The 16,051-nt window shown below is 35.7% G+C and carries 16 protein-coding genes and 1 riboswitch; of the genes, 5 read left to right on the top strand and 11 right to left on the bottom strand.

The features are described 5' to 3' along the window. Window positions 1–64: 64 nt before the first annotated feature. The 6 genes from IGJ32_RS00875 to IGJ32_RS00850 form a co-directional block, all read right to left on the bottom strand. Window positions 65–355, bottom strand: a complete 291-nt coding sequence (locus tag IGJ32_RS00875; protein WP_232088544.1) for a hypothetical protein — start codon at window positions 353–355, stop codon at window positions 65–67. 336 nt (window positions 356–691) lie between these two features. Then, the gene (locus tag IGJ32_RS00870) at window positions 692–1,642 is read right to left on the bottom strand and encodes a hypothetical protein (protein WP_081128324.1); all 951 of its coding nucleotides are present in this window, start codon (window positions 1,640–1,642) and stop codon (window positions 692–694) included. Window positions 1,643–1,722: 80 nt separating this feature from the next. Continuing rightward, complete coding sequence (locus tag IGJ32_RS00865; protein WP_081128325.1) at window positions 1,723–2,919, bottom strand: hypothetical protein; 1,197 nt, start codon at window positions 2,917–2,919, stop codon at window positions 1,723–1,725. A 257-nt stretch (window positions 2,920–3,176) separates the two neighbouring features. Next, entirely contained in the window at window positions 3,177–3,698 is a 522-nt protein-coding gene (locus tag IGJ32_RS00860; RefSeq protein WP_373169095.1) for a transcription repressor NadR, read from the bottom strand. Continuing rightward, window positions 3,691–4,542, bottom strand: a complete 852-nt coding sequence (locus IGJ32_RS00855; RefSeq protein ID WP_081204151.1) for a chorismate mutase — start codon at window positions 4,540–4,542, stop codon at window positions 3,691–3,693. Before IGJ32_RS00855 ends, IGJ32_RS00860 begins: the two co-directional genes overlap by 8 nt. Then, on the bottom strand, window positions 4,532–5,257 hold the full coding sequence (locus IGJ32_RS00850) for an NAD-dependent protein deacylase (protein WP_010736844.1): 726 nt from the start codon (window positions 5,255–5,257) through the stop codon (window positions 4,532–4,534). The genes IGJ32_RS00855 and IGJ32_RS00850 overlap by 11 nt, the downstream gene beginning before the upstream one ends. 221 nt (window positions 5,258–5,478) lie before the next feature. Here IGJ32_RS00850 and IGJ32_RS00845 point away from each other — a divergent pair, with 221 nt between their 5' ends. From IGJ32_RS00845 to brnQ, 5 genes are all read left to right on the top strand, one after another. Beyond that, window positions 5,479–5,781 (top strand): hypothetical protein, encoded by a 303-nt coding sequence (locus IGJ32_RS00845; protein WP_010736843.1) that lies wholly within the window; start codon window positions 5,479–5,481, stop codon window positions 5,779–5,781. A gap of 331 nt (window positions 5,782–6,112) precedes the next feature. After that, a riboswitch (Lysine riboswitch) is annotated at window positions 6,113–6,287 on the top strand. Window positions 6,288–6,536: 249 nt separating this feature from the next. Next, on the top strand, window positions 6,537–8,132 hold the full coding sequence (locus IGJ32_RS00840) for an ABC transporter permease subunit (protein ID WP_081128330.1): 1,596 nt from the start codon (window positions 6,537–6,539) through the stop codon (window positions 8,130–8,132). A 12-nt stretch (window positions 8,133–8,144) separates the two neighbouring features. Then, window positions 8,145–8,885 (top strand): amino acid ABC transporter ATP-binding protein, encoded by a 741-nt coding sequence (locus IGJ32_RS00835; protein WP_010720365.1) that lies wholly within the window; start codon window positions 8,145–8,147, stop codon window positions 8,883–8,885. Between the two features lie 271 nt (window positions 8,886–9,156). After that, window positions 9,157–10,512 carry an amino acid permease gene (locus IGJ32_RS00830; protein WP_034698690.1) on the top strand — a complete coding sequence of 452 codons (1,356 nt, stop codon included), beginning with the start codon at window positions 9,157–9,159 and terminating at the stop codon, window positions 10,510–10,512. A 408-nt stretch (window positions 10,513–10,920) separates the two neighbouring features. Continuing rightward, window positions 10,921–12,276, top strand: coding sequence for a branched-chain amino acid transport system II carrier protein (gene brnQ, locus IGJ32_RS00825; RefSeq protein ID WP_010736841.1), 1,356 nt, complete (start codon window positions 10,921–10,923; stop codon window positions 12,274–12,276). Between the two features lie 606 nt (window positions 12,277–12,882). On the opposite strand, the gene IGJ32_RS00820 is transcribed toward brnQ, so the two are convergent. From IGJ32_RS00820 to ruvB, 5 genes are all read right to left on the bottom strand, one after another. Further along, on the bottom strand, window positions 12,883–13,218 hold the full coding sequence (locus IGJ32_RS00820) for a hypothetical protein (protein ID WP_034698688.1): 336 nt from the start codon (window positions 13,216–13,218) through the stop codon (window positions 12,883–12,885). A gap of 160 nt (window positions 13,219–13,378) precedes the next feature. Further along, entirely contained in the window at window positions 13,379–13,753 is a 375-nt protein-coding gene (locus tag IGJ32_RS00815; RefSeq protein WP_010720369.1) for a hypothetical protein, read from the bottom strand. Between the two features lie 136 nt (window positions 13,754–13,889). After that, entirely contained in the window at window positions 13,890–14,354 is a 465-nt protein-coding gene (locus tag IGJ32_RS00810; RefSeq protein ID WP_010720370.1) for a low molecular weight protein-tyrosine-phosphatase, read from the bottom strand. Between the two features lie 13 nt (window positions 14,355–14,367). Continuing rightward, complete coding sequence (locus tag IGJ32_RS00805; RefSeq protein ID WP_207431815.1) at window positions 14,368–14,949, bottom strand: TetR/AcrR family transcriptional regulator; 582 nt, start codon at window positions 14,947–14,949, stop codon at window positions 14,368–14,370. Window positions 14,950–15,041: 92 nt separating this feature from the next. After that, entirely contained in the window at window positions 15,042–16,043 is a 1,002-nt protein-coding gene (gene ruvB, locus IGJ32_RS00800) for a Holliday junction branch migration DNA helicase RuvB (protein WP_010720372.1), read from the bottom strand. Window positions 16,044–16,051: the final 8 nt, after the last annotated feature.

Here is a 16,051-nt window from a genome sequence, read left to right as displayed (position 1 = left end):
TATTGTACCCCTTCCAAAAACTAGCTTGTTGTTCCAGTACTTTATCTCCAGAATTCTTTGTCTTTCATTCGATGATTCGCTGTTCTGCTATATTTGCATATTCAGCAAGCTTTTCTTTCGATAGATAACTAATATCTTTCTGTGCATAATTTTTCATAGACAAGCGTTGAGATTGTTCTTTTATTAGCTTAGATTGAGCATCCTCCCCTTTATTTAGGAGGCTTATTTCAGTCTGATTTTTATTTGAAAATGCATTGAATGTTGCTATTCGTAAGTTAGCTTGCTTTAAATTTACGCTAATTTCATCATCCAAAAAGCGAATCACATCTTCAAACTGACAGATCCATCCTATCATGCGCTTCAACTCCTATATTTTATTTATGTCACGAATACTTCTGTAAAAAAGCAGAATCAAAAAATAAATTCAGCTGCAAAACTTCCTATTGTCCCATTTTACTTAAAAAATGAAACTAGTTTCTTCCTTCTTTTTCCCAAAAATAAAATAACTGGTACGATTCGTAAATGGATAAATCATACCAGTTATTTATTATTTAATGTTCTTATATATTCAGCCCAGGCAACTCTTTTCCTCGCTAAGCCGTTCTTTGTTTCATTAGTTTCAAGTACGTAAACTCTTGTACTACAATATTATTCTCTTAGTGTAACGATCTTACCTTAACCATTTCAGATATCATGACCGACTTTGATCCGGTTGGCCTACTTGTTGCATTATCTTGGACTTCTTTGGATCTGGTTCTGCTTTTTGTGGTGAAGAGTTTGCCCTTTTAGATAAAGGATTTTGTCTTGTATTTTTTACCTGTTGTACCTCTTCCATGCTTTTTAATGTCTGTTGTGGTTGTTTTTTTAATTCGTTGATTTTTCCAATAGTTTCCTCAATAGCATACTTCTTATTTTTTAATAACTTAATCGATAGTACCATTGCGGAAGTATGTGTGCTTACATCTTTTTCGTATTTTTGAACGAATTGATTCGCCTCAAAATTTTCTTCTAATTTTTGATTGATTAAAGACGAAACGGGGTTTTCGATTCCACTTGCCTTGTCTGATTCATTGAATTCTTTGCTCATTTCCTCAATAAGCTGATTCTTCTGATTTTTTACGTACTCATTCACTTTTTTTCCTGATTCTGTCAGTTCCTTTCCTTGAGTTTCTCGAATCACTTCGTCAAATATGAAAATTTCTCCTATCTTTTGTTTGAGTAAAGACGTATTTTCAATTCCACTTGGTTCTATTGGATTATTTGGGGAATTTACTTCTTTTTTGTCCTTATTTTTTGACCTTCTCATTAGTTTATTGAACATTACCTTTAGCAATGAAGGCTTTTTATTTGTATTTCTTACCTTTTTCATTTCTTTCATGTTACTTGATGCCTGTTGTGTTTGTTCTTTTTTTGATTCGTTGAGGTTTCTGCTATTTTCCTTAATATACTGTTCCTTTCGATTTATTAAGATCGCAATCAGTGATTCTCCTGATCTTATCAGTTCCTTTGTTCTTACCATTTCTTGAGTTTCTCGAATCACTTCGTCAAATATAAAAATTCCTTCTATGTTTTCTTGGATGTTTGCTGTGACTTTAGCCTTTTCACTATCTCCTTGAACTGTTTCGCTAGTTGATTTATCCATTTGTTTTAGCTCCTTTACTTTAGTATGTAGAAAAATAGTACCTGAATAATTCATATTCAATGTTATTGCAACTTATATTACTATCTTGACTTCTTTTGATCTGGTTCTGCTTTTTGTGGTGAAGAGTTTGCCCTTTTAGATAAAGGATTTTGACTTGTGTTTTTTACCTTTTGTATTTCTTTCATGCTTCTTAATGTCTGTTTTGATTGTTCTTTTGTTAATTTGTTGAATTCTTCGCTAACTTCCTTAATTAATTGATCCATAAGCTTATCCTTCGAATTTTCTAAGTTCTCAATCATTGATTTCTTTGACTTACTATCTATTTCTGTTGTGTCATGTATTTCCAGAATACGCTTGTTCAATAGGAAAGTTTCTTCTAACTTTTGATTGATGAAAGTCGGAATTGGATTGACTATTCCACTTGTTTTGTTTAACTCGTTGAATTTGTTACTAATTTCCTCAATATTCTGATTCTTCTGGTTTTTAAAGTATGTAACGCGGTAAAATCTTGATTTATTTAATACTTGTTCTCCTTTTTGTCCTATTGCTTGAATTCCCCATTGTGAAGTGAAAATTTCTTCTATTTTTTGCTGGATAAAAGGCATATTTGTATTTACTGTTCCACTTGTTTTCAGTAGATTATTTGGTGAATTTACTTCTTTTTGGTCTTTCACTTCTGCGTTTTCTTGGATGTTTGCTGTGACTTCAGCCTTTTCATCATTGCCTTGAACTGTTTCGCTAATTGATTTATCCATTCTTAGTTCGTTGAATTCTTCACTAACTTTCTTAATTAATTGATCCATAAGCTTATCCTTCGAATTTTCTAAGTTCTCAATCATTGATTTCTTTGACTTACTATCTATTTCTGTTGTGTCATGTATTTCCAGAATACGCTTGTTCAATAGGAAAGTTTCTTCTAACTTTTGATTGATGAAAGTCGGAATTGGATTGACTATTCCACTTGTTTTGTTTAACTCGTTGAATTTGTTACTAATTTCCTCAATATTCTGATTCTGATTTTTTTTACAGAGGCTAATGAAGCTTTGTTTTGCTGCTAATTCTTGTTCTAATTCTTGTTCTAATTTTTGTTCTAATTTTTGTTCTACTTCTTGAATTCCCCATTGTAAAGTGAAAATTTCTTCTATTTTTTGCTGGATAAAAGGCATATTGGAATTTACTTCTTTTTGGTCTTTCACTTCTGCGTTTTCTTGGATGTTTGCTGTGACTTTAGCCTTTTCCCCATTTCCTTGTACTGTTTTGCTAGTGAATTTATCCATTTGGTTTAACTCCTTTACTTTAATATGTATTAAAAATATCTATTGCTAAACTTGGTTCCCACTATTTTTTTATTATGTAGAAGAATAGTGCTTGAATTATTCATATTCCGTATTATTGTAATTTATAAATAAAATAGTCGAACGCTTATTTTTTCAAAAAAATAAAATAACTGGTACGATTCATAAATGGACAAATCATACCAGTTATTCACTATTTAATGTTCTTATATATTCATCCCAGACTACTCTGCTCTTCATTAGCCTTCATAGAGAATTCCTGCTTTTATCAACTGTTGCTTAATCGTTCTCAACACATTAGTATCTGGATAACGGATGGTATGCAGATGAATCCCATCGGTCAGCTCAGATAACAACGTAGCATTACTTTTTTTATAGCGTTTCATAAACAATTCAATTTCTTGAGTTGTTTGGATATGAAGCATGCCTGTCAACTCACCATATAAGGGATGTTCTACAATGACATCTAAAACTTCGCCACCAGCTTCAACGATCAAGCGCAACTCTTCTTCTGTTTGCTCACGACCATGTTGGACAGCAATCTTGCTCACTAAGCCGTTCTGTGTTTCATTTGTTTCAAGAACGTAACCTCTTGCCGTTGCAATAATAGTCGCACCTGATGCCCTCAACAACGCAATATCTCCGACAATGATTTGACGGCTCACTTGAAAACGTGAAGCGAATTTGCTGGCACTGACCGGTTTTTCTTCATTTGCCAGGGTATGCAGAATCTCTTTGCGCCGTACTTCTCCATCAATCATCCACTTTCTCCCCATTCAATTCATTTTGATAATCACGAGAATGTTTCATAAGATCGATATATGTCGCTGTGATCGTTTCTTTATATTTCGTATTTTCTAACCGACTAGCGATTTTTTCTAATACTTCTTGCTCCCTTTTTTCGTCATAGACTGCTTTTTTCGATGCTTGTTTGGTTTCGCCAATTTTCGTTACCGTGTCCATACGTTTTTCTAGTAATTTGACGATTTGTTGATCAATCTGATCGATTGTTTGACGTAAGTCTTCAAGTTTTTCTGGTTGTTGATCTTCTAATATTTTTTTGATTACTCGAGCAGGATTACCTGCAATCACTACATTATCAGGAAAAGATTTAGTTACAACAGAACCCGCTCCAACTACGACATTGTTTCCTAACGTAACACCTGGCGTAACAATCACACCACCACCAAGCCAGACATTATGACCAATTTTGATTGGTTTCGCATATTCTAAGCCACTATTTCTTTTCACTGGATGAAGTGGATGAGTGGCTGTATAAAGTTGAACATTTGGAGCAAACATGCAATTGTCGCCGATTTCGATCGTACTTACATCTAAAAATGTACAGTTGTAGTTCGCATAGAAGTTTTCACCTACACGAATATTGTAACCATAATCAAAATTGATCGTTGGCTCCATGTAGATTTTTTCTCCCGTTTTTCCAAAGGTTTCTTTTAGTAATTGAGAACGTAGCTCTGCTGTTTCTGCTTGGTTGATGATCGTACTTTGGCTTCTTGCGTATTGACGATCCGCTACTAATTCCGGATCATTAGCAAAATATAATTCGCCAGCAATCATTTTTTCTTTTTCTGTTCTAATGGTCATAATTTGCTCCTTTTGATAATTTTTCAAATACTATAGCACCGTCCGTTTGCAGAAAATCATATTCTTGGTCTAACTGGATTGGCTCTTGGTTGATTACTAAGATTTGAGACTTCGTATTACGAAATTGGATTAAGTCACAAAACGGGTGTACTTGAAAACTCGTTCCGACGATGACGATCAACTCTGCTTGTTGAACAGCCGATGTTGCTCGCTCTATGACTTCATCATTAAATCCCTCCCCATACAACACGATATCTGGTCGAATTTGTCCCCCACATGTTGCATGTTGATCTGTTTGTAAATAGGTTTCCCAAGAAACGGTGTTCCCACATTTCCTACAATAGCAATGATAAAGATTTCCGTGAAAATTCACAAGTTTTGGACTTCCCGCTTTTTCATGTAATCCATCGATATTTTGGGAAACTACCCAAACTTGCTTTTTTGAGGCTAACTTTGCCATTTCTAAGTGAATAATATTTGGTCTTGCTGTTGGATGATAGATTTTTTTCACAAATGAATAAAATTTTTGTGGCTCATTGTTCATTGCTTCATGACTTAGAAGGTATTCGGGTTGTTCCAATCCATGATAGATTCCTTTTAACGATCGATAGTCGGGAATACCAGAAGGCGTTGATACCCCAGCGCCAGTTAGGAAAGTGATTTTTGAACTAGTGGCTATTGTTGCTACCGCTTCTTCAACGGTTACTTTTTTCATTTCCTTTCACCTCTCTCTTATTATACATCTATCTTTCGTTTATTGATTGATCGTACTTTTTATTCAAACGATTTCATTTTTTGAGAAACATCTCACAATATAGACTGACAAACCAATGAAAACGTGCTACAATACTGCTAGATTCTTCGGTATGATCATCACTATTGCTATCTAATAGTACGATAAACCAAGCATATAGAACAAAAGTGAGGTGAGTTGGTATGGTACCATCCATTATTTACTGGGGCGTGATTTTAGCTTGTATCGCCTGGTTAGCATTAAGTATTTATTTTTCAATTTTTTACCTTGCTCGTAAAGAAAATGGAAATCTTTGGGCATTTGCATTTTTCAATGTACTTGCTGCGATCGTTTTAGCGATTACCTTAGTTATTTTCCGAACATGGGGTTGGGGAATCACTCAATATTCAAGTCTGATTTATTTAATATTGGCTATTTATGGCGTAACGATTATTCTTCAAGCAATCTTAGGTCGTGAAAAAAAAGTAGTTAGTAAAACAGCATAATAAACAGAAAGCCAGGATCGAAAATGATTGATTGGATCAGCTATTGCTAAGCAGCTCATCTTTTCGACTGCTTTACTTTATATTTATATAATAAGTAGGAATTAGGACACTTAAATAGATTCGTGTCCTAATTTTTATTTATTTAATGAATAATTATTCTTTTACAACTTTCGCTCTTTTTGAATATCATTTTTCTTATTTTTTGTATAATTATAGAAATTTTCTATAGCTATCAATACTTCACAAGAAAACTTCTGTTATAGATTGACAAAGTGCTTTGTCTATCGTAAACTATTTTTTGTATAAATAACTGAATACGAGATACCTCAATCAATGAGGTAGAGGTCGCGAGAATCATTAACCCTGTGGAGTGAAGCAAACACCGTGAAGCAGGACTAGGGAAGATCGCCGAAATGTACTCTTCTTTGCTTGAAGTTTACGTTGGGACACAAGTTAAGAGCTTGTGGACTGTCTTAGCAGTGATGCTAAGTTGCGCTATGTTTTGTGAGAGGTTTATCACTTTTGTGAAATGTTAGCGACCCTTTTATATTCTTGAAGCGGTCGTTTTTTATTTCTCCTGATAAGCTACTGCAACGCATTTGTTTAACCGCTCGTAAAAAAATTATGCGTAAACAGTTAATTTGATAAGTACGTCTATCTGACAGTAAAATTAAGTTAGCTGAAGCGGAACTTCGCCCGTTTCATTCCTGATGAAATCGTCGAGCCGTATGTGTAAAAAGAAAAGGAGAAAGATTATGAAAAAAAGTTCAGTTACACTTACCCTATTGATGGCATTTATTTTTTCATTCTTCCCTGTAGGAAGTTTCGTGAATGCCGATGAGAAAACACCAACAGATGAGTTCCGTGTAGGTATGGAAGCGGGGTATGCCCCTTTCAACTGGTCACAGCAAACAGATGCCAACAACGCTGTACCGATCCAAGGTCAAAAAAGCTATGCTGGTGGTTATGATGTCCAAATTGCCAAAAAAGTTGCGGATGGATTAGGGAAAAAATTAGTCATCATGCAAACCAAATGGGATGGATTAGCCCCTGCGTTACAATCTGGCAAAATCGATGCGATCATTGCTGGGATGAGCCCCACAGCAGAACGTAAAAAAGAAATTGATTTTACCGATCCTTATTATGAATCACAGCTTGTTGTAGTCGTCAAAAAAGATAGTAAATATGCCAATGCAAAAAGTTTGGCGGATCTATCAAATGCTAAGATTACTGCTCAATTAAATACTTTCCATTATAATGTCATCGATCAAATTCCTGATGTGCAAAAGCAACAAGCAATGGATAACTTCTCTGCGATGCGTACCGCTCTTGCTTCAGGTATGATTGATGGTTATGTCAGCGAACGACCTGAAGGGGTAACAGCAACTAGCGTCAATAAAGATTTAAAAATGTTAGAATTTACTGGTCAGAATGGTTTTCAAACAAATCCTGAAGATGTCCAAATCGCTATTGGAATGCGTAAAGGTGACCCAGATATCCAAAAAGTTAACCAAATTCTTAGCGGTATCTCTCAAAAAGAACGTACAGAAATCATGGATCAAGCAATCAAAGATCAACCCGCTTCAACAAATACAGAGGGAGAAAAAGCTGGTTTGTTCACTGATTTCAAAACGATTTGGGATCAATATGGGAATATGTTCCTTCGTGGTGCAGGACTTACGTTATTTATTGCATTGATTGGGACAGTTATTGGAACTACCTTAGGCTTGTTGATCGGTGTTTTCCGTTCTATTCCTGAGTCTGACAATGCCGTGACACGTTTCTTCCAAAAGTTAGCAAATTTACTACTATCGATTTATATTGAAATATTCCGTGGAACACCAATGATGGTTCAAGCTATGGTCGTCTTTTACGGATTAGCATTAGCCTTTGGAATCTCCCTTGATCGTACAATTGCTGCCTTATTCATTGTATCGATCAATACTGGTGCTTATATGACTGAAATCGTCCGTGGTGGTATTTTCGCTGTCGATGAAGGACAATTTGAAGCAGCGCAAGCAATTGGTATGACACATGGACAAACAATGCGAAAAGTAGTTGTTCCTCAGGTCTTACGTAACATCTTACCTGCAACCGGGAATGAATTTGTTATCAATATCAAAGATACAGCAGTCTTAAGTGTTATTGGTGTAGCTGATCTATTCTTCCAAGGGAACTCTGCTGCAGGAGCAAACTTCCAATTCTTCCAAACATTTACAATCGTAGGTATCATCTACTTGGTTATGACCTTTACGATTACCAGAATCTTGCGTGTAGTGGAGAAAAAAATCGATGGTCCTTCAGCCTATACAAAAATTGAAGAAGTTGACAACGCCAACTTGCAGGAATAAGGAGGAAGAATCATGAGTGAAGAAATCATTAAAATCAATCATTTAAGAAAAAGCTTTGGTGAAAATGAAGTATTAAAAGACATCAGCATGGATATCCATAAAGGTGAAGTTGTAACCATCATTGGTTCTTCTGGCTCTGGTAAATCAACTTTCTTACGCTGCATCAACCTTTTAGAAAAACCTACTGGTGGCGAAATTATGTATAATGGCGAAAATATTCTTGCGCCAAAATATAACTTGCCTAAATATCGAACAAATGTCGGAATGGTATTCCAATCGTTCAATCTTTTCAATAACATGAATGTCTTAGAAAACTGTATGTCTGGTCAGACGACTGTCTTAAAAAGAAACAAAGACGAAGCTCGTAAAGTCGCTCTTGAAAATCTAGAAAAAGTTGGAATGGAACGTTATATTGAAGCCAAACCTTCTCAATTATCAGGTGGTCAAAAACAACGTGTGGCAATCGCTAGAGCCCTCTCAATGGACCCAGATGTAATGTTATTTGATGAACCAACATCAGCACTTGATCCTGAGATGGTCGGAGAAGTATTGAATACCATTCAAGACCTAGCTCACACTGGTTTAACGATGATTATCGTGACACATGAAATGGAATTTGCAAAAGATGTTTCTGATCGTGTCATCTTCATGGATAAAGGTGTTGTTGCTGAAGAAGGAACCTCTGATGATATTTTTGTTCATCCAAAAGAAGAACGCACCAAAGAGTTTTTATCACGTATCTTAAAAAAATAGAAGAAAGCCTTTATCCGAAACGACAGGTTCGTTTTGATAAAGGCTTTTCCTTTTTTGGGAAATGATTCACTATTTTCTCATGTTTATCTGCAATCTATTTGAACACCATTCATTAATTCATCAGTCGATCAGTCCTCTCTTCTTAGATTGATTGGTCTGATTGCATTTGTTTGAAAATGAATTTTTGAATATTTTCTGAATTAAGTTGTAATTTTTAGAAAATTCTATTAATATAGAAATTATCAAATTTTTTAGTTAGGATGATTAAACAATGGTTGAAGAGCAACAAGAACTACAGCGTGGACTTAAGAATAGACACGTTCAATTGATTTCGATTGGTGGTGCGATCGGAACAGGTCTTTTCTTAGGAGCAGGAAAAACGATTCAATTAGCTGGTCCCTCTATTTTACTGGCTTATCTTATTACCGGGTGCGTTTGTTTCTTTATTATGCGTGCCTTAGGTGAACTTTTATTATCTAATACAAATAATCATTCATTTCTTGATTTTGTTGCAGAATATCTTGGAAAAAAAGTTGCTTTCGTAACAGGTTGGACTTATTGGTTTTGTTGGGTTGCGATCGCCATGGCGGATTTGACAGCGATCGGGATGTATGTCCGTTACTGGGTTCCAGGAGTCCCACAATGGCTTCCTGAATTGATCGCTCTGATTTTACTGCTTGGTTTAAACATGGTGGCTGTTTCATTATTTGGTGAATTAGAATTTTGGTTTGCTTTGATCAAAGTCGTTTCCATTATTGCATTTATTATCGTTGGTATTTACATGATTCTTACCCATTACAAAACAAGTGCTGGACCTGCTAGTATCACCAATCTCTGGTCACATGGCGGCTTTTTCCCAACTGGTACGAAAGGATTCATTCTTTCCTTTCAGATGGTCACATTTGCCTTTACAGGAATCGAATTAGTCGGTTTGGTTGCTGGTGAGACCAAAAACCCTGAGAAAGTCTTACCCGAAGCTATCAATAATATTCCTATTCGAATCATTCTTTTTTACCTTGGTTCTTTGTTCGTTATCATGTCTATCTATCCTTGGAATAGCTTAGATGCGAACAACAGCCCATTTGTCGAAGTGTTTTCAGAAATCGGGATCACCATAGCCGCATCTTTGATTAATTTAGTCGTATTGAGTGCTGCGGCTTCTGCTTGTAACAGCGCGATCTACAGTACAGGACGTATGTTACGCTCTCTTTCACAAGAAGGTAGCGCGCCTAAAAAATTCCGTCAGTTGACTTCTCACCGTGTACCAGGAAATGCGTTAGTTTTTTCAACTATTGTGATTTTTATTTCCGTTATCCTAAATTATGTGATGCCTAGTGAAGTATTTACACTCGTCAGCAGTATTGCGACTACTTGCTTTTTATTTATCTGGGGAATACTCGTTTACACTCACTTAAAATATCGTAAAAGTATGTTAGGTAAAAAAGAGCATACGTTCAAAATGCCTTTTTATCCTTATAGTAATTTTCTTGTTTTTGCCTACATGATTTTCATTTGTCTAGTTTTATTTCTTGGCAAAGACACACGTATTGCCTTACTCTTAACTCCTGTTTGGTTTATTGGGTTATTGATCATTTATCGAATGAAATACGAGAAACAATCACTTTGAAATACAGACAACAATCCATACTAAAAAAAAATAGATTGATAAAAGTATGTTAGGACTCTCTTTTTTATAAGCCGCAAAAAATCTTTAGAATATGAGATTGAGACAAAAGTGTTTCGCATCAAGAATAAGAAGGAATTTCCGAAGATGCCACTTTTGTCTCACCATTTATTCGGTTTTAGAGCTTCTAGAAGCGACTGAGGCAAGTTTTGGCTCAGCCTCCAGATTTTTTGGTCAATTACTTATAGAACATCTCCCCTTCAATTACTCTCTCACAGAACCACTCAGGATATAATGATTATTTCAACTCAAGATCAATACTTTATACTCATTATTTGATTAGAAAAACATTGCTAAACTACGTTATTTTTGTTACTTTAAAAAAAGTATAAATAAGTAAAGGAGAAATCTATGACAAAAAAATTGACGTTCAAAGAAAGTATGTTTATCGGTTCAATGTTATTCGGTTTATTTTTTGGTGCTGGTAATTTGATTTTTCCCGTTCACATGGGACAAGAATCTGGCTCTGCCGTTTTCTGGGCCAATCTTGGCTTCTTAGTAACTGGGATCGGACTACCTTTTTTAGGTGTAATTGCCATCGGTGTTTCAAAAACATCAGGGGTTTATGAATTAGCAGAACGGATCGGCAAAAAATATGCTTTGGTTTTTACTGTTTTGCTTTACCTCGTCATCGGACCGTTTTTCGCCTTACCAAGATTAGCAACTACCTCTTTTGAAATTGGTTTAGCTCCATTTATCCAAGCCAAGCAACAACATGTATTTTTAGTTATTTTTAGTATTTTATTTTTCTTCACTGCTTGGTGGTTATCCAGACGGCCTACTAAAATCCTTGATTATGTAGGAAAATTCCTTAATCCTGCCTTTTTGATTTTACTAGGAATCTTGTTGGTACTTGCTTTTATTCATCCATTGGGTGCAATCGATCAAGCTACTGTCCAACCTAGTTATCAAGAACATGCTTTCTTTACTGGTTTTACTCAAGGATATAATACGTTAGATGCACTTGCTGCCTTAGCATTTGGTATCCTTATTGTTACTACGATTCGCAATATGGGCGTAACAAAGCCTTCTGAGATTGCTAAGGATACGATCAAATCTGGTGCAATCAGTATCGTTTTGATGGGAATCATCTACACATTACTTGCTTATGTGGGAACAATGAGTCTCGGTGGATTTGCTTTAAGTTCAAATGGCGGGATCGCCTTAGCGCAAATCGCAGATCATTATTTAGGAACTTATGGCAGCATCTTGCTCGCTCTTATTGTGATCCTTGCTTGCTTAAAAACAGGGATTGGACTAATCACTGCTTTCGCAGAAACCTTTACCGATCTGTTTCCTAAAAGAAATTACATTGTATTTGTGACACTAGCTAGTGCACTTGCTTGTTTGGTCGCTACTGTGGGATTGACAAATATCATCCAAATTTCATTACCTGTCTTGATGTTTATTTATCCTTTAGCAATGACCTTGATCTTACTCGTTCTTGTGGGTCCATTGTTTAAACAACGTCCTGCTGTTTACCGCATGACCACTTATTTTACACTAATTGCTTCAATTTTAGACGGTTTAAATGCTTGCCCAGACGGAATCAAGCAAACCAGCTTTGTCAAAACGTTGTTAGACTTCGCAACGAATTATCTGCCATTCTTTAAATTAGGAATGGGTTGGATCGTCCCAGCATTGATTGGTTTAGTAATTGGCTTGATTTGGAGTATGGTTAAAAAAGAAACACCTGTTGTAGAGTAACGGCATCTAGAACGATCATTCTTCTAAAAGAAGGAACGGTGTGCTAACCTCACTTCTGTGAAATGAACAGAGCATATTTGAAGTAACTTTCCATTATTAGATTGCATCTAACAGTGGAAAAGTGCTTCAAATATGCTCTATTTATATATACAAGAAGGAACCTGTGTATTTTACTTCTATTTTCGGCTCTGAATTTTTTACTAAGTCATTAGAATCAACAGATAACTGACAAAATTACTTTTTGAATGAATCCATTGGATGTATTTAACTATTTAGTCAAATGGCTAGCAGAAATATATTTTCCTAAAAAAATTACCAACTTCCAAAAACTTTCGTCACAAAAAATTCACAACTCCTGAGTAATATATAAGCATACCAACAAACAACCCTAACAACACTTTTTCATTTTTAACTCCTTATCCTGCTAGCTCCCCGGCTAGCAGGACTTTTTTATTGAACTAGAACTGGCTGAGACAAACCTGAAAAATAGTTTTGTCTCAACCATTTTGTGTTTTAGTTTATCTATCACCAACTAGCCAGCTTTTGTCATTCCTAGTAGTCTTGCCAAATTTTCAAAGTATCATTCTTGTTTTTCGTTTTATCGTATCAAAAAAACTGCCAATTCATCCAAGTAGGATTATGAAAACCTGTAAAGTAATAGAGGCATAGATAAATTACCCAAATACTACCAATTAAAACATCGATTCGTTTTCCAACTTTAGATTTTACTGATTCTCCCAAGCCAACAAACACCATCATCAGACCAATCAAAAATAAATTTAATGCGTTTGTATAATAGTTATCCAAATCTGGAAATAGGACGAACACTATATTTAAAGAAACAACGATTGCAGCTGCAGAAAGGAATAAAGAATCAAATATATTCCATCCGGCTATCTTCCAATTTTTGGTCATATAATTAATCAAACGATTCTTTGGCACCCATAACACCTCTCTATTGATTGATAAAATCCATCTATCCTCATGACTTAATTATGTACTGCTCTAGTATTGATTTTAAGTTTTCTCTTCGCCAACATCATATGAAAAAAAGCAAAAAGCGACGGAAAATGAAGAATCTATTCCATCGCTTTTTTTGCTTCTATTTAGATAACCGCTCTTGATCTCCTGCTGGAGAAAGACTGGTGATTTTTTCGATTTGATCAATTGGAACCATTCGTATTTGTTGTTCCTTGTTTTGTAGGCGAATCATGACTACTTCTTTTTCAACATTTTTTGTAGCTACCCAGCCTGAAATCGTTTCGTACTTATTACTTTTTCGATTGGCTCTTACTTGTAAAATCACTAAACTATGTTGAGTAGCTGCTTTTTGCAACTCTAAAACAAACTTTCCTTGCAAACGTACATTCTCTGCTATTTTTTCAGTGTCATTTACAAAAGAATCAAAAAGCTGATACGACGTATGCGTGACTAACTTGGTCAATTTCTTCATTGGTGATACTGTTTCTTCGTTCATTGAATGCACTCCTCCTTTAGCTAAGAAAGTGTTACTTAATTAACTATATTCTACCTAAGATTTAACGAAATAACAAGAATATTATCTATACTGAGCAACAAAAAGAAAGCGTTACCTATATAGATATATCGTTATTTTATTTATCTTTTTTCCATTCTTGCATCCAATACTTGAGCCCTTCAGTCAATAATTGGTAAGTTTCGTCAAAGTTATCGGTATAGTATGGATCAGGAACATTTTGTGTTTCTTTTCCAGGAACCCGACTTAAAAATAAATGGATCTTATGTTGTGCGTCGGTCGGTGCCATCCGTTGTAAATCCTCTACGTTAGATTGATCCATGCCAATGATCCAATCAAATCGTTGAAAATCTTCTTCTGTGATTTGGCGTGCAATCATTTGACTCGTATCCACGTTCTCATTTTCTAAAATTTTCTTTGTTCCTTTATGAGGTGAACGCCCCACTTCATAAGTGCTTGTCGCTGCAGAATCAATCAAAAATCGATCAGATTGTCCGTCTTCAGCTACCATTTTCTTCAACAAACCTTCTGCCATTGGTGAACGGCAAATATTTCCTAGACATACAAATAAAACTTTCGTCATGTTTGCTCTCCTTCTAATCATTTGTTTCCAGCTCTTCTTTTGCATACAACCGATAGGAATATAATTCTGTATCTTTGGCTAAGCGGAACAATTGGACGGCGATTTCTAGAGGCGTCTCTTCGTAATCATGTGTAATCCAATTGATTAGAACCCCACTACATCCATAAGAAAAAAAACGAGCATAAAACAATTTGTCTGCTTTTGATAACTGCTTTTCTTCATCCATTTGATCAAAAATCTTAATAAATGATTGCTGGATAACAGCAGTAAACTCTTTTTGTAGTATTTCTTGGTCAGATGTAACAGTGTTCGCATAAAATTCTTTTTGTGCAGCAATTGCCTTCAACATTTTTAATGCTTGCTCTTCCCAGTTGTCTAAAGAAAGAGAATGAGGATCTAAATAGCATAAACAATCTTCGTAATACACCCATCGCAACAAATCGTATTTATCTGTAAAATGGTAGTAAAATGTTTGGCGATTGATGCCTGCCTCATGGGCGATTTTCTGTACACTGATCTTTTGAAAAGACTGCTTTTGACATAGATTAATCAATACGTTTTTAATCAATTGCTTAGTATGCGGTGTATCGCCCATCTCATCATCTCCTATCTTCTTTACAAAGACTTCTAGTTCTACGATTTTCTTGAAAAAGTATTTATGTGGACAGTCGATTCAAGTATCACTTTTTATACTTGATAATCATAACCAAAATGTTCATAGGCATACGGTGTGGCGATCCTTCCACGAGGTGTCCGTTTCAAGAAACCTTTTTGGATCAAAAAAGGTTCATACATATCTTCAACAGTTTCTCTTTCTTCACCAATATTGACAGATAACGTACTCAATCCAACCGGTCCGCCACCATATAATTCAATCATCGTACGTAATAGTTTCTGATCGACATAATCCAAACCTGCCTGATCGACTTGTAACAACGTTAATGCTTGATCGGCAATGGTTTGATTGATCTTGCCATCTCCCTGTACTTGTGCAAAATCACGTACCCTTTTTAATAAGCGGTTAGCGATCCGTGGTGTTCCTCTTGAACGTCTAGCAATTTCCAGTGCACCTTCTTCAATGATCTCTGTTTGAAAAATATCAGCAGAACGAATCACGATTTCTCTTAAATCAGCTTCTTCATAATATTCCATATGAGAAATGATCCCAAATCGATCACGAAGTGGCGCTGAAAGCATACCTGCACGAGTTGTTGCGCCAATTAATGTAAAAGGTGGTAAAGGAAAATGAACAGGATGAGCAGTTGGTCCTTGTCCAACCATTATATCAACGTAAAAATCTTCCATGGCAGAATAAAGCATCTCTTCTGCTACACGAGGTAATCGATGAATTTCGTCAATAAATAAAACATCGCCAGCTTCCAACTCATTTAAAATAGCAACCAGATCTCCTGGTCGCTCGATTGCGGGACCACTAGTTGTTCGTATATTGACTGCCATTTCATTCGCAATCACCATTGCCATTGTCGTTTTCCCTAATCCCGGCGGACCATATAACAAAACGTGATCCAACGGCTCTTCCCTGTGACGGGCAGCTTCAATATATATTTTGAGTTCCTGTTTCACTTTCTTTTGACCAATATATTGGGAAAGTAACCGTGGGCGGAGGGTCTTCTCTAAACTTAATTCATTCTCGCCCGTTTCAGGGGATAATAACTGTTCATCGGTCATCATTTTCC

The sequence above is a fragment of the Enterococcus sp. DIV1639a genome (genome assembly GCF_050530445.1).
In the GTDB taxonomy this organism is placed as follows: Bacteria; Bacillota; Bacilli; order Lactobacillales; family Enterococcaceae; genus Enterococcus_B; species Enterococcus_B hirae.
This window is presented reverse-complemented; position numbering and strand designations above follow the sequence as displayed.

Bases quoted from the DNA above. Each gene is read 5' to 3' on its own strand.
- IGJ32_RS00855 (WP_081204151.1), bottom strand. From the start codon at position 4,542: ATGACCATTAGAACAGAAAAAGAAAAAATGATTGCTGGCGAATTATAT.
- IGJ32_RS00875 (WP_232088544.1), bottom strand. From the start codon at position 355: ATGATAGGATGGATCTGTCAGTTTGAAGATGTGATTCGCTTTTTGGAT.
- IGJ32_RS00810 (WP_010720370.1), bottom strand. From the start codon at position 14,354: ATGACGAAAGTTTTATTTGTATGTCTAGGAAATATTTGCCGTTCACCA.
- IGJ32_RS00850 (WP_010736844.1), bottom strand. From the start codon at position 5,257: ATGAAAAAAGTAACCGTTGAAGAAGCGGTAGCAACAATAGCCACTAGT.
- IGJ32_RS00840 (WP_081128330.1), top strand. From the start codon at position 6,537: ATGAAAAAAAGTTCAGTTACACTTACCCTATTGATGGCATTTATTTTT.
- IGJ32_RS00830 (WP_034698690.1), top strand. From the start codon at position 9,157: ATGGTTGAAGAGCAACAAGAACTACAGCGTGGACTTAAGAATAGACAC.
- IGJ32_RS00845 (WP_010736843.1), top strand. From the start codon at position 5,479: ATGGTACCATCCATTATTTACTGGGGCGTGATTTTAGCTTGTATCGCC.
- IGJ32_RS00835 (WP_010720365.1), top strand. From the start codon at position 8,145: ATGAGTGAAGAAATCATTAAAATCAATCATTTAAGAAAAAGCTTTGGT.
- ruvB (WP_010720372.1), bottom strand. From the start codon at position 16,043: ATGACCGATGAACAGTTATTATCCCCTGAAACGGGCGAGAATGAATTA.
- IGJ32_RS00870 (WP_081128324.1), bottom strand. From the start codon at position 1,642: ATGGATAAATCAACTAGCGAAACAGTTCAAGGAGATAGTGAAAAGGCT.
- IGJ32_RS00860 (WP_373169095.1), bottom strand. From the start codon at position 3,698: ATGATTGATGGAGAAGTACGGCGCAAAGAGATTCTGCATACCCTGGCA.
- IGJ32_RS00815 (WP_010720369.1), bottom strand. From the start codon at position 13,753: ATGAACGAAGAAACAGTATCACCAATGAAGAAATTGACCAAGTTAGTC.
- IGJ32_RS00865 (WP_081128325.1), bottom strand. From the start codon at position 2,919: ATGGATAAATTCACTAGCAAAACAGTACAAGGAAATGGGGAAAAGGCT.
- IGJ32_RS00805 (WP_207431815.1), bottom strand. From the start codon at position 14,949: ATGGGCGATACACCGCATACTAAGCAATTGATTAAAAACGTATTGATT.
- brnQ (WP_010736841.1), top strand. From the start codon at position 10,921: ATGACAAAAAAATTGACGTTCAAAGAAAGTATGTTTATCGGTTCAATG.